The following is a 15848-nucleotide window of genomic DNA, read 5'->3' on the forward strand; positions in this document are numbered from 1 at the left end:
ACTCCGTGCCTTTCTGGAAAGTCGTTGGTGATGCTAGTTCGGGACGCAGGCGATGGAATCCGGGCCCAGCGGCGAGGAGGCCCCGTCGCTGCGGACGATCATGACCTGGAGGCAGCTGGGTTCGGCCGGGTTCGCCGCGATTTCAGCGGCGGGCGCGGCGGACGACTGGTACTCTCCGCCGCCCTTGAGCGTGTGGACCCGCCATTTGTAGCTGTCCCCGGGTTTCGGCTGCGGATTGGTCCAGGTGAAGCTCACCTTCCCGGCCGGACCGGCCACCCCGGCCAGACCGGCGACGTCCGGCACGGTGCCGTTGTCCAGCGCGTCCGCAGGCGGTTTGCTGACCTGGTCCGTGGCCTTCGGCGCCGGTTCGGGCCGCGTGGTGCCGGCCACGATCCCGAGGGCGACGGCGGCCACCAGGACAGTGCCGCCGACAATGGAGAGCAGCAGCCTGCGGCGGCCGTGGCCGGCGGGCTGCTCCCCCGCGTCCGCGTCGGGTGCGGGCGCCGCGCTGGAACGGTTGACCGTGGCCGCGAGGTCGTCCTCGGGGGCCGGATCCGGGGCGGCGGGAGTCCGGGCGAAGCCGGGCGCAACGGCGGCGGCAGCAGCGGAGCCGGGCAGTGCCGGGCGCTGGACTGTTCCGTTGTTGAAGGCGGTTCTGTTGTTGAAGGCGGTTCCGTTGTTGAAGGTGGTGGCGTTGTCGACCGTGGAACTGGTGTCCGTGCCGGGGAACCTGGCCGGGAAGGTGGGGGCGTTGCCGGTGGCGTCCGGGTCGATCGCGGCGACGCTGCGGACCCGGGTCTCCTCGAAACCGTCGTCGGGGTGGTGTTCCTCGGCGCGCGGCTCCTCCAGGACCTCGAACGGCGTCACGGAGAGGTTCAGTTCGGCCTGGATCCGCTGCAGCGCCAGGGCGAAGGCGTGCGCCGAGGAGTAGCGGGAGGAGGCGGACTTGGCCATCGCCGTCGAGAGCGCCAGTTCCAGGGATTCCGGCACGTCGGCGCGGCCCAGTTTCGGCACCGGCAGGTTGGTGATGCGCGAGATCAGCTCACGCTGGGAGTTGTCCGCTCCCGGCAGCACAAACGGGGAACGCCCGGCCAGCAGGGTGTAGAGGGTGGCGCCGAGCGCCCAGACGTCCACCAGGACGCCGTCGACCGGGTGGCCGGTGAACTGTTCCGGCGGGGACCAGGGGATGGACATGCCCGCGTCCTCGTCCGTGTCCCCGGCCAGGGTGCCGGAGATGCCGAAGTCGGTCAGGGCGGGTCGGTTGTAGTCCGTCACCAGGATGTTGGCGGGCTTGATGTCGCGGTGCGCAATGCCGGCCCGGTGGGCGGTCTCGACGGCGGACGCCACCTGGATGCCGACGGCGAGGACCTCGTCGACGCTGAAGCGCTGCCGCCGGTAGCGGACGTCCAGGCTGGGCCGTGAGCAGTACTCCATCGCGAGGTAGGAATGCCCGGAGTCGGTGATCTCGGCTTCGAAGATCGTCACGATGTACGGGTGCGAGGACAGCTGCGCCATCAGGTTTGCTTCGGATTCGAAGCGGCGGCGGGCGCCCTCGGCCAGGTGGTTGGAGAGCAGCACCTTGACGGCCACCTTGCGGCGCGGCCGGTCCTGTTCGTAGAGATAGACGTCGGAAAAGCCGCCGGACCCGAGCAGGCTGACGTAGGTGAAGCCCGGGATGACTGGCGGCGGGGCTACGGGCCGTTTTGAACTCACGGGATCTCCTCAAAGCGCAGCGAGATGCCGTCGCCAACCTCTGCAATGTCGCCGTCAAGCAGGATCGCCATCTCGCCCTGGGCCAGCCGGCGCGGGGAGTGGCCCTCGCGCACCAGCACAGTGCCGTTGGTGGCCTTGAGGTCGCACAGCATAACGTGCCAGCCTTCGAGCCGGACCTCCACATGCGAGCGGGAAATGTCGCCGCTCGGGCTCGCCACCTGGACCAGTTTAGGCATAACGGCGCCCTGGACGCGCGACACCGACGGCTGGCGTCCCACGATGAGTGACTGGTCGAGGTCGATCAGCTCACCGGTGGACAGGCGCACCCGGCCCAGGCGGGGGCGCCGGACCTGGACCCCGTCGCCGGGCAGCGGCCGGCCGCAGCGGCCGCACTGGGAGTACGTGGAGGGGTTGGCGTGGCCCTGCGGGCAGACGCGGGCCAGCACCATGGGTCCGGTGGCCGGGCCGGTATCCGGTCCTGTGGACGGGCGCGGCGCGGTGGGCGGCCGCGGGCTGGCCCCGGCCAGGTCGCTCTTCATGATCGTCTGGCCGTCGTGGTCGGCGTCCGGTGCGGGTGAGGGCGCCAACGCCGGCGCGGGTGCCTGGGACGCCTGCGCGGTCTGTGGGCGTCGGTCGCCGCCGGTCCGCCAGGGGACGGAATCGATCAGCCCGGTGGGCAGCGGCGCGCGTGGCGGCGCGGGCAGTTCCGGCGCGGGCGCGGCTTCGGTTTCAGCGGCCTCCGTCGCGCCGGCCGGCGCCGGCTCAGGCTCCGAGCCGGCGGCCCCGGGGCCGGAGGCGTCCGGGGCAGACTCGACGGCGGGTTCGGCGTCGGGGTCCTCGCGGACAGCGGCGTCTTCGATGTTCCGCATCACCGTCTGTTCCCACAGGTGGTCATAGCTGCCGGTGGGCTCCTGTTCAGCCGGTTCCGGTGCCGTGCCGGGCGGCTGCGCGGACGGCACGGCCTCAAGACCCGCCGCTGCGGTTTCAACCTCTGGTTCCGGTTCCGCTGCTTGATCCGGTTCGGGTTCTTCGTGCAGGGTGCCGTCGAGCTCGAAGTCCTCACCGGCGAACTCCAACACGGTCTCCGCGGAGGCACCGTGCCCGCTCAGATCGGCCGCAATGTCGGCTTCGGCTGCGGCCAGGACTTCGTCCTCCACCGCGGCCTCCTCCGCCGCTGCATCATCAGCCGCAGCCCCGGTGAAGTCCACCCGCAGGCCCCGGAGCAGGACCACCCCGTCCGCCAGCGGAAGGTCCGCCGCGGTGCCGGAAGAGCCTGCGGCGTTGGCACCGGGCACGGTCAGGCTGAATCCGTCAGCCGCCGCGAAGCGCCGCTCCGTCCAGGTGGTGACCTCGCGGCCGCTCAGCTCCACCGGGCCGGACGGCAGGTCTACGGTGAGGTCGATCTCGCCGCGCAGGAACACGTGGATGGGGCCGCGGCTGGCCACGATCGCGAACCACGGCAGCCGGGAGAGCGAACCACCCGAGGCCGAAGACACCGCGTCGAGCACTTCGTGCGCCTCGGGACCGGCGGCGAGCAGCTCCCACAGCGAGTCAATCAGGGCCGGCGCGCTGTCCGGGCGCAGCAGCACCACCGTTCCGGAACGCACCACACCAAGCCAACTGCCGGGCGTGTAGCGCGCGGCAGCGGCGGGGTTACTGCTTGCCATCATTCGGGTCCTTGCCCTGTCCTTCGAGAACCTGTCCTTCGAGAACCTGTCCTTCGAGAACCTGTCCTTCAGAGGCCGGTTCCCCGTTGGGGGCCAGGTCCAGTGCATCGGTCCGCGGCAGGGTGTCCTCGTCCTCCGCTGCGGCGGCGCTGCGCGGCGCGGTCCGGGCGGCGCCGTCGTCGTTGTTGACGTTGGTGGCGTCCACGACGATGCAGGTGACGTTGTCCCGCCCGCCGCTGCGCAGGGCCGCCTGGATGAGTTCATCCACGGCTGCCTGCGGGTCCGCCTGGGACCGCAGGATATTGGAGATGTGCTCATCGTCGAGTTCGCCGTTGAGCCCGTCGGAGCAGACCAGGACCCGGTCCCCCTCCTCGACGGGCAGCAGCCAGTAGTCGGCCTCGATCTCGTCGCCGGTGCCCAGGGCACGGGTGACGACGTGCCGGCGCGGGTGCACGGCGGCCTGCGCCATGCTGATTTGTCCGGCGTCCACGAGTTCCTGGACCTCGGAGTGGTCGACGCTGACCTGCTTGAGCTTGCCCTGGCTGAGCCGGTAGGTCCGGGAGTCACCGATGTTGAGGACCAGCCAGTACGGGACCCCCATCTGCTCCACCACCACGACACCGGAGAGTGTGGTCCCGGCGCGCGAGCCTGTGGCCTCGCGGATGCTTTCGTCGGCCATCAGCAGGTGTTCCTGCACGACGCCGGCGGTGGCGTCCCGCTCCCCGCTCGCCAGCTGCGGGATCCGGGCAAGCGTGCGGACGCAGATGCCGCTGGCGATCTCGCCGGCCTCGTGCCCGCCCATGCCGTCCGCGACCGCGAAGACGGGATCCGAGGCAATAAAGGAGTCCTCGTTCATTTCGCGGCGCAGGCCGCGGTCGGTGCCGTAGCCGGCGTTCAGCCGGAGGCCCGGGGGGCTGCCCAGGGCCGGCACGGGGGCGGCGTCGGAATTGGCTGGGGTGGGAACGTCGGCCGGCTGGGGAATCATGCCTGTCCTAGGTAGAAGGAGCGGTCACCGAAGTGCACGGTGGACCCGGGGCGGACGTGGGTGGGCTCCCCCGCCGCGAGGGCGGTGCGGATACCGTCCGGGGTGGTGACGGAGCTGCCGTTGGTGGAGTCCCGGTCCGTGACCCAGACTCCCCCGTTTCCGGCCAGCAGGTACAGGTGGGTCTTGGAAATGGAACGGCCGGGATCGGCGACCGGGATGAGCTGGGCGGCGTCCTCGCCGGGGTGCCCGGCAGGGTTCCGGCCGATCAGCACGGTGCGGTCCAGTTCGATGTCGCGGCCGTCGTCCAGCCGGATCCGGAGCATCGCCACGGTGACCGGGGCATGTGTGTCGCCGCGGACCTGGGTGCGGTCGTGGTCGTCGTCGGGGTGCTCACCCGGCCGGAAAGCCACGTTCGGGGAGGGGGGCGTCCGGGCGGGCGGCGCGAACGGGGCCGCGGGGGCGGGCTGCGGCGCCGCGGGCGGCTGCCACTGGTTGGGATTGAGCACCGCCGGGGCCGGCGGAGCAACGGCGGCTGCGGCGGCGGCCGCGGCACCCGCCAGCGGCGAAACGACCTGCTGCACCGGCGGGAGGTCCAGCGGCGCGAAGCTGTACGGGCCCTGGATGCCGCCGGTGGTGATCGGATTGCGTCCGGCTTTGACGTCGAACACGAGGGTCTTGGCGGCCGTGTCGTGCCAGCCGCGGAGCCGGCCGTTGCGGTCCCAGGCGCTCGAGAGCACCACGAGGACAGCCCAGGCACCGCCCAGGAACAGGAGGGGTCCCAGCACCAGCAGGGCCACGCCGAACCACTGGAAGATCACAACCGCGGCGGCGGCGACCACGGCAAGCAGCACGCCGGCGCCCGTGATGAGGCCGCGGAGGAACACCGCTCCCCCGCCCGGGGCGTAGCCGTCAGCATCCGTGCTGCGGATGCCCATCAGCCGGTTGCCGGGGGTCGCGCCGGAGCGGGCTTCGAGCGTGGCGACAACTGCGGTGTAGATCAGGGTGAGGCCTGCGCCGATGCCGCCGAACAGCACCAGGGACGAGGTGTCATAGACGATGAAGCCTCCGCTTTGGCTCCTGGTGACTCCGGCGAAACCGATCGCCCCCAGGATTGCCAGGATGGTGGCCGGCGGCAGCCAGTCGAGTACGGCCGCCCCCAGCCGCTTTCCGGCAGCGGCCGGCACCAGTTCAAGCTTGCTCGGCATCGATGGTCCTCCCCCTGGTCCGCGGCCCGTGGCTGGGCCCCGCGATACGGGGATACTACCGGGGTTCAGGCCGGTGTGCCCGGCGGCCGGGTTCCCGGCGACCGCGCCGCCGGGACCCTGCGGGTGGATCTCCTGCGGGCCCCGGGCCGCAGGCAGCTCCCGCGCGTTGCGGATGTTCCGGGCGGAACGGTTGCTCAGCGGCGTCCCGCAGGAGGTGCAGAAAGCGGCCCCCTGGCGGAGCGGCTGCTGGCAGCGCGGGCAGCGCTCGGCGTCGTCGGTCATGGCTTGTGGCGGTTCTTCCTGGCGGTCTGGCTGGCGTCGGCCGCGGTGTCGGCAGCAGCATCAAGGTGGGCTGCCGCCGCCGGACCGGACTCCACTGTACCCGCAGGCTTTTCCGGGCCTGCGGGCGCCGCGCGCTTCCGGCCGGACCGGTCGGGCTTGAGGCCACGGAGCGTGAGCGCGGCCCTGCCGTCGGCCAGCAGGGAGCGCGGCGAGAACCGGGCCCGCTGCCGTCCCCAGAAGCTGAGCGTTCCGGTCATTACCTGCAGCGAACCGTCCACGATCTCCCAGTACTGCCGCACCTGGTCCTCGCTCGGCTGGCCGGCTCCGAAGATCGCTGCGTCAGCGCGGTTGGCGAGCAGCGTGGTGGTTCCGCCGGCGGCCGGGAACGCACCGGCGAGCACGACGGCGGATTCGCGCCGGGTGGCGCGGGAGTCCACGCCGGCGCCGAGGTCCGTCGCGAGGCTGACGACCTCGTTCCAGCCGCCGCCGACGCGCTGCGCCGGCGGGCCGTCGCTGAAGCGGGCCTTCCGGCGCCGGGACTTGAGCAGGGCGATCAGCAGCAGCGGCAGCGCCAGGATCGCGATCGGGATGAGCGCCAGTCCGATCGCCGTGAGGAGGGGTCCCCAGAAGAGCCAGGGGTTGTTCTTCTTCTCGTCGGCGTCCAGCGCATCCGGTGAGGAGTCGGGCGGAAGGTCTGCGGGCTCCTGCGGCGGCGGCGGCGGTTGGAGCACCTGCGGCTTGGGCTTGGACTTGTTCTCCGGGTCCGGGGGGATCGGCACATTGTCCTTCGGCGGGGTGGGATCAAAGGGCACCCAGCCCACGCGGTCGAAGGCGACTTCGACCCAGGCGTGGACATCCTTGCCGGTGATCTTGACTTCGCCGGCGCCGTTTTCCGGGCTCTTGGGATCCGGGTAGAACCCCATCACCACGCGGGAGGGGATGCCGAGGTGGCGCAGCATAAGGGACATCGAGACGGCGTACTGCTCGTCGTCGCCGAGCATCTGCTTGGCGGTGAGCAGGCTCCGGACGCGGTTGGCGCTGTGGCCCGAGACGCTGGGCAGCTGGCCGTCGGCGATCAGGCCGTTGCTGAAGGCTCCCTTCTTCTGGAAGTGCGCCTCGATCTGGCGCACCCGATCAATGGCGGTGGGGGCATCGGCGGCGAGGTCGTTCGCCTGGGATCCGACGACGGGCGGCACCTCGGCGGGGTCCGGGAGGGACATCCTGGCGAAGTCGTACTGCGTCAGCTGCCCGTGTTCCAGGGTGGCGGGATCGGCCACCTGGACGCGGTAGCCGTCGCCCTTCGCCAGCCCCCTCGTGGTGACGGCCGTGTCCGTGCCGGCGTTGAAGTAAAGCCCGGACGCAGCGCCGGAGCCGTCGCGGGCAAAGCTGATCCCGGTGGTCTTGCGGCCGCCGGGCAGGAAGTAGCCCTGGTAGTCCTCGATGGTGATGTCCAGGGTGTAGTTGTTGCTCGGCACAATCCCGGTGGAGTCGGCCAGGGTGTTGAGGGATTTTGCGTCGCCCACCTTGCTGAAGCTGCCGGAGCCGTTCGGGTCCATGTTGTAGTTGGTGCCGTTGAAGGAGTCGAGCGCGGCGAGCCGCACCCGGGCATCCTTGGGCAGGCCTTTGACGACGAAGAGGTTGTCGTCCTTTTTGTCCTTGACGAAGTTGCGGAAGCTCGCCAGCGGCGTCACGTAGTCCTTGGGATCGAACGGCGGGACGATCGTGTTGCGCAGCACGCGGCGGTCGTCACTGGCGGTGACCAGCGGGGACGCGACGGCGGTGACCGCCACGGCGACGGCGATCACCGCAGCGGCGGTGCCGAGCCGGCGGAGCGTGGCCGCGCGGGCGGTGGCCTCCTCCGCCTCCAGCCGGTTGACGGAGACTTTGCGGGTGTCGCTGCGGCGGAGCGCGTCGCGGCGGAAGGTGGCCCAGGCGATCGCGACCACGGTGAGTGAGATGCCGCGCTCCACCGTGAGGAACCCTGCGTTGGTGCTGAAGGCGATGCCGGTGACGAACAGCACCAGTACCGGCAGCAGCGGCCAGTAGGGGCTTTTGAGCCGCCAGACCAGCAGCCCGGCCGCCAGCGCGGTCAGGAGCGAGCTCAGGAACGGCACAATCAGGGTGCCGCCGGCGGTGCCGACCGGCACGCCAACGGTGAGCATGTCCTTCCAGGCGAACACGACGCCGAGAAGCAGGGTGCGCAGCGAATCGAGGGTGGGGAGCACGCCGGCGAAGGAGGCCTCGGGGACCGCCAGGGCGGTGCCGAACACGAGGTACACCCCAAGCGTGAGGGCTGCGGTGATCAGGAGCCCCAGCCGGAAGTGCACCGCGGCTGCCGCCAGGGCCAGGCCCAGCAGGATGCCGCCAAAGCCGGCGATCAGGTAGTAGGGGTCGCCGCCGAAGCTGAGGCTGAAGCCGAGCACGCCCAGGCCGAGCAGCACGGTGAGGGCGCCCGCGTCGAGGGCAAGGTGCCAGGGCGGCTGGCCGCCGGCAAAGCCGGAACGTTTCGCGGCTGCCGGGTGGTTGCGGGAGCGGAGCGGGGTTGCGGTGCTCATGCTGCCGCCTTCCTCAGCACGATGGCCAGGTCCGAGAGGTCGCCGAGGGTCAGCACGGTCAGGTCCCCGATGGTGGCCCTGGCCGGCGCGGCGCCGGACTGGAGCCGGACGGCGAGCGTACGCACGCCCATGGGCACCGCGGCCGAGGCGGAGCGCAGCTCGGTGGCGGTGACGTTGCTGCCAACGACCAGGAACACCACGGAGGCGTTGGGGACGGTGTCTGCAAGGCTCCGGGCCAGGTCGACGGCGGTCTTGCGCTGTGGTGCGCCAATGATCCGTGTCATGTCATCGAGCATGTTGCGGCCGGTTTCGCAGCGCAGCGGGCCCTGCTGGGTAAGCACGTCGAGGTCGCGCTGTTCGCGGATGGCCTGCCGTCCGATCGAGGCGGCGGCGGAGATGGCAAGCTCGAACTCCTCTTCGGAGGCGTACTCGTCCGTGTTAATGGACAGCGAAATGGCGAGGTGCGCCCGGCGGGTTTCCTCGAACTGGCGGACCATCAGCTTGTTGGTGCGCGCCGTCGTCTTCCAGTGGATGTGCCTGCGGTCATCGCCCGGCACGTAGTCGCGCAGTGCGTGGAAGGACACGTCCGCGCTGGACAGGTCCGTGGTGGGCATACCCTCAAGGTCGCGGATGAATCCGGCGGCCGAGCCGGCCAGCGCCGTGGTTTTCGGGTGCACGAACAGGTCCTCGGCTTCGGTCCAGAGCACCTGGCGGCGCAGCAGGTGCAGCGGGTCGGCGCGGACGGAGCGGACCGGGCCCACCACAATCACGGCGCGGCGCGCGGTGGGGATGGTGAACAGGTCCTCGTGGACCTGCTGGGGTTTCATCCGGGGCAGGTGGAACACGGCGGTGGCGGCCCCGACGGGGAGTTCCAGGTCCGCGGGCAGCAGGGGCCGGGCGGAGGTGTTGGAGACCGCGATACTGCCGACGGCGCTGTCCCCCACCGCCACCCGCGTCCGGGCCAGGTCCAGCACGACGCCGTAGGAGGAACGGCCCAGGATGAAGCCGACGGCGAGCACAAACAGGACGAACGCGGCGATCGCTGCCGCCTTGGCTTCCTGCCAGCCGAACGCCTGGCCAACGGTCCAGAGCAGGATCGATGCTGCCAGCACGAACCAGCCCAGGACGCTCACCACGGACAGGACCGGCCACACATAGCGCAGCCACAGCGCGCGGACGGCGCGCCAGGCCGGGGCGAGGGCCAGGCCTGCAGTGCTTCCGGCCTCGGTCCAGAGGGAGCCGGGATGCAGCCTGGTGGGCCTGCCGTCCCGGTGGAAGGGCCGTTGCAGGCGTTCAGCAAGCCGGCTCAGCGGAGTGCTGGAGGACGTGCGCTTAGACAAGGGAAGCGCGCTGCTGCGGTGCGGCGACCTCGGCCAGCACCCGCTTCAACACGGCCTCTGCGGTCGCGCCGGAAAATTCGGCTTCCGGGTCCATCACGAAGCGGTGGGTCCAGACGACGGCGGCGAGGTCCTTGACGTCGTCCGGGAGCACGAAGTTGCGGCCCTGGCTGGCGGCCCAGACCTTCGAGGCCCGGACCATGGCGAGGGCGCCACGGACGGAGACACCGAGCCGGGTCTCCGGTGCGTTGCGGGTCTCCTCGCAGAGGCGGGAGATGTATTCCAGCACGGCGGTGTCCACATGCGTGGTGGCGGCAAGGTCCGCCATGTCCGCGATCGCCTGGGTGGTGATGACCGCGGTGATGTCCTTGGAGCGGTCCTTGAGGTTGGTGCCGCCGAGCAGCTGCACCGTGGAGGCATGGTCCGGGTAGCCGATGGAGGTCTTCATCAGGAAGCGGTCCAGCTGTGCCTCGGGCAGCCGGTAGGTGCCGGCCTGCTCGATCGGGTTCTGGGTCGCCATCACCATAAACGGGCGGCCGGCCTCGTAGGTGGTTCCGTCCACGGTCACGCGGGATTCCTCCATGACCTCCAGCAGCGCCGACTGGGTCTTGGGCGAGGCACGGTTGATTTCATCGGCCAGGACGATGTTGTTGAAGATGGGTCCCTTGTGGAACTCGAACTTCTGCGTCTTCTGGTCGTAGATGGTCACACCGGTCACGTCCGAGGGCAGCAGGTCCGGGGTGAACTGGATGCGGTTGTTGGAGCCCTGGACGGTGGCGGCGAGTGCACGCGCCAGCGAGGTCTTGCCGGTGCCCGGGGCGTCCTCGAAGAGGACATGTCCCTCGGCGAGCATCGCGGTGAAGGTCAGGCGGATCACGTGGGACTTGCCCAGGACGGCCTGTCCCACGTTGGCGACGAGTGTCTCGAAGGTGCCGGCAAACCATTCGGCCTGTTCGGTGGTCATGGTCATGGAGTGGTCCTTTTCTGTTCTGGGTGAAAAAGCTTGGTTGTCATCGCCGGGGCATACCGGCCGGAGGCGTTGAACCCAGGTTCGTGGTGTTCCCGCGGACGAAGTTCCCCGCGGCCGCGCCGGTGGTCACGTGGTACCAGACACCGCTCGGGTTCTTGTCGGTCTGGTACCAGACCACGTAGTAGTCCGTCTTCGCGGGCGAGCCGGGGTTCATCCACTTGCCGGCGCCCACACAGTCGCCGCCTACGAAGCTGTCAGTGTTCTTACTGGGTTCGGTGCAGCTGCGCACCGGGGTGGCCTCAACGCTCCAGGTCGTCGGGACCGGCGGCGGTGGCTCCGACCCGCTGCGCGAGGTGTCCTTGCCGATCCGGCCGGGCTGGCCGCCGCTGATGGCACGGACCTCCAGCGTGTGCGTCTCGCTGAAGCCCACGCTCTTGGAGAAGGACCGCTGCTGAGTGTCCTGCCAGCCTCCGGCGCCGTCGAGCCGGTACTGGTAACCGGTCACGGGGCGCCCGTTGCCGTTCGCCGCGTTCCAGGTCCAGGAGACCGTTTTGTCCCCGACGCCGCTGCTCTTGGCTCCGGTGACGGCCGGCGCGAAGGCGAGTCCGTAGGGGTTCACCGAATTTGAGGCGGGGCTGGCGTCGCCGGAGCTGGAGCTGCGCGAGGACACCGCCCAGACCACCACGGCGGTGGCGGTCCCGTTGGGGGCGGCCACCACCCCGCCGCCGGCCGGGATGTTGCCGCTGCCGGTGCCGGAGGTGAGCTTGTATTTGTAGGTGATTTCAGCGGCGGTGGAGCCGTTGCGCTGCTCGGCGGTGAGGGGGCTGAAACGGACGTCGATCTTGCCGCCGTCGCCGCCGGTGTCCATCAGGGTCGCCGACGGCTGGCCGACCATCGCCGGTTTGCCCACGGCCCGTACGGCGGCGGACTGGGCGCTTGTTCCGGACGTTCCGGCCTTGTTCGTGGCGGACACGGTGAAGGTGTAGCCCGCCTCCGAGTTGTCCACCGTAACGTTCTGCGTGGTGCCGGACACCGGCTGGGTCGCCACGGCGGCTCCGCCCCGCAGGGTGGTGAGCGTGTAACTGGAGATGGCGTCGCCGTTGTTGTTCGGGGCGGTCCAGTTCACCTTGAGCTGGCTCTGGTTGCCCACCGAGCCCGCCGCCGTCGCATTCGGTGCCGCCGGGGTTACGGGCACCCCGGCAGGGGTTTCCGCCGCCGAGTAGGCGCTCCATTCGGAGGGCTCCTTGGCGTCGTTGCGGGCCAGGACGCGCACCTTGTAGGCCACGCCGTTCTTGAGGCCCTTCCAGACGTAGCTCACCGAGCTGAGGTTCTGGATCTGGGCGTTCTGCCCGGCCGGGGCCGGGGAAATCTCCAGGTCGTAGGACTTGACCGGTGAGCCCTTGGACGCCGGGGCCACCCACGTGACCGTAAGCTGCGTGTCGCCGAACTTCACGGCGGGCGCGGCGGGCGTGTCCGGTTTGACGTCCGGGCGTACCTCGGCCGATGCCGGGGACCGCTCGGATTCGCCCAGGGCGTTACTGGCCGTGACCTGGAAGTGGTACTTGGAGTTGTTGGTCAGCCCGGTCAGCGTGCAGGAGTTGGCCGGGCAGTCCTGGCGGTAGCCGCCCTCGCCGTAGACCGTGTACTTGGTGATGGCGGATCCTCGGTCCGCGGGGGCGGTCCAGTTCAGCAGGGCGGTGCTGTCGCCCACGCTCGCGGCCTGGGGTGTGGTGGGCGCCAGCGGCTTGTCCTTCACGGTCAGCCGGATCCGGGCTGTCGCGTAGCGGGATTCTTCCCCGGTCTTGTCCGCCACGGTGTAGGCCACGATCATGGTTCCCGAGAACCCGTCGGCCGGTGTCACGGTGACGGTATCCCCGGTGGCGACGGCGGAGCCCTGGCCGGTCTCGGTCACGGCGGACACGATCTTCAGCGCTGTCTCCGGGAACGGATTGGCGTCGTTGTCCAGCACCCGCACGGCGACGGGCTCGCCGGCCGCGGCGTTGGCTTCGACGTCGTCGTTGGCCACGGGCTTGGGCCGGCTGGAGGCAGTGACGGTCAGCTGGTAGGTCGCGGTGGCTTCGAGCCCGCGGGGGTCGGTGGCCTTGACCTGGACCGCACCGCTGGCTCCGGCGACGGCGCTGTCCTTGGCAGCGGCCTTCAGGGACCTGCCATCGATGCTGGCGTCGAACCCTGCCGGAACACCGCCCACCAGTTCGTACTTCATCTTCTCCGCGTCGCCGTCGTCCGGGTCGGTGGTCAGTTTGGCCAGGTCGATCGTGGCGGAGTCGGCCTTGGGGACGTCCAGCCGGCTGCCCAGCAGCACCGGCGGGTTGTTCTTATCGGGGTCCGGGAGCACCCTGGTGCGGATGCTGAGGGTGGATTTGAGTCCGGCGGGGTCGTCCGGGCCGGAGCCGTCGGTAACTTCGAAGCTGAGCGAGCCCGGGCCCACGTAGTCCTGGCCGGCAGTGTATTTCAGGGCGGTGCCGTTGCCGGCCACGGGGTCTGAACCGTCGGCGCCGATCAGTTTGATCCGGTCGGTCTGGGTCAGGCGCGGCGAGCGTCCGTCGCGGACCTTGACCCATTCCTTGAGGTCCACGGTGACGGACTGTCCGGCGACGACTTCAAGTACCTCATCCTTGGCCAGGGTGGGGACCTGCTGGCCTACGCCGGGGACCCAGATGATCGCGGTGGATTTCTGTCCGTCGAGGTCCTCCACCGTGTACGGGATGAGCTGCGGCTGCTCGGTCAGTTCCACGATCATGGTGCCCTCGGCGCCGGGCCGGGCGGTCTTGGCGTCGGTGGCGATCGTGAGGTTCTCGCCGACGCCGTCGGGGTCCTCGTCGTTCTTGAGGACGGGGACGTCGACGGCGGTCTTGCCGAGCGTCTGGGCGGAGGTCACCCGGTCGTCCCGGGCGATCGGAGCCTGCAGCGGCACGTCCTGCTGGACCTTGACGGCGATGGCGGCCTGCGCGGTGGCGCCGCGGTCGTCCGAGACGGAGTAGCGCACGTTGACGGTGCCTTCCTCGCCCGGGGCCAGCAGGATGATCCGGGAAGACTGCTTGCTGACGGTGGCCTGCAGTTCCGGGGCGGCGTCGATGCCGTCGCTGACGATCCGGATCGGGTCGCCGTCCGGGTCGGTGTCGTTGCCGGTGGCGTCCACGGCGATCTGCCGTCCCGGGCGGACCTTGACCTCGTCATCGACAGGCGTCGGCGTCTGGTTCGTGTCCCCGCGCGGCGCGATGCCAACGGTCACGGTGCCGGTGTTGACGGCACCTTGCCGGTCCACCACCTTGTAACGGAAGGTGTCCGTACCGGCGCCGTCTCCGGCCGCCGTGAAATCGATGAAGTTGCTGCCCACCGTGGCGGTGCCCATCGCCGGGGTGCTGTCGATCCCGGTCAGCTGGACCGAGTCGCCGTCGGGGTCGATCCCGTCGAGCTCCACCGGAATCCGCACGGACCCGGCCGCCACCACCCGGGCGGTGAGGTTCTTGGGCTGCGGGCGGGAGTTTTCCGCGCCCTCCAGCGGCAGGATGTGGATGGTGACGGCCGCGGCGCTCTTCTGGCCCTGCGGGTCCACGGCGTTGTAGATCGCGCGGACGGTCTTGGGCTCCGCGCCGGCGATGAAGCGGAGCGTGTTTTCGGAGACGAAGCTCTTCCCGTCCGTTTCGGGGACGGGCTGCGGCAGCACGGCATCCACGCTGAGCTTCTCGCCCTGGGGGTGGGTGTCGTTGGCCAGCACCGGGATGGTGACGACGTCGTTGACCCGCACGTTCACCTCGTCCGGCTTGGGCTGCGGGGCCTCGACGACGGCGGGGGCCGGGACGGGAACCACGGAGACACTGCCGGTGGCCGACTTGGTGCCGTTGGACATGGTGTAGCGGAAGGTGAACGGGTCTTTGGTGCCGACGACGTCGGTGATCCGCAGGACGCTGTGGTCGATCACGCTGACCGAGGCGGTCGCGTTCTCGGGCAGCTGGACGGATTGCAGCACCAGCACGCCGCCGGACGGGTCCGAGTCGTTGGCCAGCGGATCCAGGAGGACACTGCCGCCGACGGGCATCAGGGCGACGTCGTGCACGGCCACCGGGTTGCCGGCGTCCTGGCCGGATTCGACGTCCACCCGGATCAGGCCCTGGCTGCTTTGCGGGCCGTTGCTGGCGATATAGCTCAGGTAGATGGGGCCGGGGGTGACGCTGCGGAAGGTGAAGGTTCCGCCGTCGGTCACGGGACCAAGTTCTGCGGTGCCGGCGGCCTCGACCTGGGCGAGGCGCAGCGCGCCGCCGTTGGGGTCGACGTCGTTCTTGAGCGGCGCGATCACGAGGTCCTGGCCGACGACGGCGGTGACGTGGTCGGCGTTGACCACCGGAGGCAGGGCGCCGGGAGGCTGGACGTTCACGACGACCTTGCCGGTGCTGGTGGCCCGGCCGTCCCAGACGGTCACGGTGACGGACTTCTTGCCGGGGGCGGCGCCGGAGTCCTGGTAGGTGAGCAGCCCGTCGCGGCGGACCTTGACCTGGTCCTGGTCGTTGTCGGCCTTGGCGTCCATCAGTACGAGGTCGTCGCCGTCGGGGTCGGTCCAGTCGGTGAGGATGTTCTGGCTGACGGTTTTGCCCTGCTCCACCAGCATGGTGGTGGGCTCGCCGCGCTTGAAGAAGGGTGGTTTGTTCTCGTCCGGGCCGACGACGTTCAGGGTGACGCTTCCGGCGGCGGACAGGCCGCGGCCGTCGGCGGCGTTGTAGCCAAAGGTTTCGGTGCCGGGCTTCGCATCGGCCGGGACGGCGATCTGGAAGGCGGTGCCGCCGTAGATGTTCTCCAGGCCGCCGGACGCCGGACCGTTGTCGCCCGCGGAGGCCGTGAGGACATCGCCGTCGGGGTCCGAATCGTTGTCCAGCACGGAGAGGATGGTGGTGCGGCCCGGGCGGACGCCGACGGCGTCAGGCTTGGTTTCCGGGGGCCGGTTGGGTTTGGTGCGGTCCGGCAGGATGTTGACGGTGTTGTTGTCCGCCGACTCCTCGTCCTGGTCGTCGGACTGGTTCTTGGGCGGGATGACGTCGTCCCAGTTGTTGACGAGCTGCATGTTCTGGTTGACCAGCCAGACATTGCCCGAATTCACATCATTGAGGACCACCAGGTC

The 15848-nt window shown here is 70.2% G+C and carries 8 protein-coding genes; all 8 read right to left on the reverse strand.

What is annotated here, in order from left to right; translation table 11 throughout:
- Positions 1-33: 33 nt before the first annotated feature.
- Complete coding sequence (locus ABIB29_RS19340; RefSeq protein ID WP_354174580.1) at positions 34-1713, reverse strand: serine/threonine-protein kinase; 1680 nt, start codon at positions 1711-1713, stop codon at positions 34-36.
- The gene (locus tag ABIB29_RS19345; RefSeq protein ID WP_354174581.1) at positions 1710-3380 is read right to left on the reverse strand and encodes an FHA domain-containing protein; all 1671 of its coding nucleotides are present in this window, start codon (positions 3378-3380) and stop codon (positions 1710-1712) included. The genes ABIB29_RS19340 and ABIB29_RS19345 overlap by 4 nt, the downstream gene beginning before the upstream one ends.
- Positions 3367-4365 (reverse strand): PP2C family protein-serine/threonine phosphatase, encoded by a 999-nt coding sequence (locus tag ABIB29_RS19350; protein ID WP_354174583.1) that lies wholly within the window; start codon positions 4363-4365, stop codon positions 3367-3369. The genes ABIB29_RS19345 and ABIB29_RS19350 overlap by 14 nt, the downstream gene beginning before the upstream one ends.
- Complete coding sequence (locus ABIB29_RS19355) at positions 4362-5852, reverse strand: RDD family protein (protein WP_354174584.1); 1491 nt, start codon at positions 5850-5852, stop codon at positions 4362-4364. The genes ABIB29_RS19350 and ABIB29_RS19355 overlap by 4 nt, the downstream gene beginning before the upstream one ends.
- A complete protein-coding gene (locus tag ABIB29_RS19360) occupies positions 5849-8407 on the reverse strand; it encodes a transglutaminase-like domain-containing protein (RefSeq protein WP_354174586.1) in 2559 nt (852 codons plus the stop codon). The genes ABIB29_RS19355 and ABIB29_RS19360 overlap by 4 nt, the downstream gene beginning before the upstream one ends.
- On the reverse strand, positions 8404-9747 hold the full coding sequence (locus tag ABIB29_RS19365) for a DUF58 domain-containing protein (RefSeq protein WP_354174587.1): 1344 nt from the start codon (positions 9745-9747) through the stop codon (positions 8404-8406). Before ABIB29_RS19365 ends, ABIB29_RS19360 begins: the two co-directional genes overlap by 4 nt.
- Entirely contained in the window at positions 9740-10714 is a 975-nt protein-coding gene (locus ABIB29_RS19370) for an AAA family ATPase (protein ID WP_354174589.1), read from the reverse strand. Before ABIB29_RS19370 ends, ABIB29_RS19365 begins: the two co-directional genes overlap by 8 nt.
- Before the next feature lie 40 nt (positions 10715-10754).
- Positions 10755-15848: Ig-like domain-containing protein (locus ABIB29_RS19375; RefSeq protein ID WP_354174591.1), on the reverse strand; the 5094-nt coding region annotated here is incomplete at its 5' end.

Source organism: Arthrobacter sp. UYEF36 (assembly GCF_040547025.1).
In the GTDB taxonomy this organism is placed as follows: domain Bacteria; phylum Actinomycetota; class Actinomycetes; order Actinomycetales; family Micrococcaceae; genus Arthrobacter.

Bases quoted from the DNA above. Each gene is read 5' to 3' on its own strand.
- ABIB29_RS19345 (WP_354174581.1), bottom strand. From the start codon at position 3,380: ATGGCAAGCAGTAACCCCGCCGCTGCCGCGCGCTACACGCCCGGCAGT.
- ABIB29_RS19350 (WP_354174583.1), bottom strand. From the start codon at position 4,365: ATGATTCCCCAGCCGGCCGACGTTCCCACCCCAGCCAATTCCGACGCC.
- ABIB29_RS19355 (WP_354174584.1), bottom strand. From the start codon at position 5,852: ATGACCGACGACGCCGAGCGCTGCCCGCGCTGCCAGCAGCCGCTCCGC.
- ABIB29_RS19360 (WP_354174586.1), bottom strand. From the start codon at position 8,407: ATGAGCACCGCAACCCCGCTCCGCTCCCGCAACCACCCGGCAGCCGCG.
- ABIB29_RS19370 (WP_354174589.1), bottom strand. From the start codon at position 10,714: ATGACCATGACCACCGAACAGGCCGAATGGTTTGCCGGCACCTTCGAG.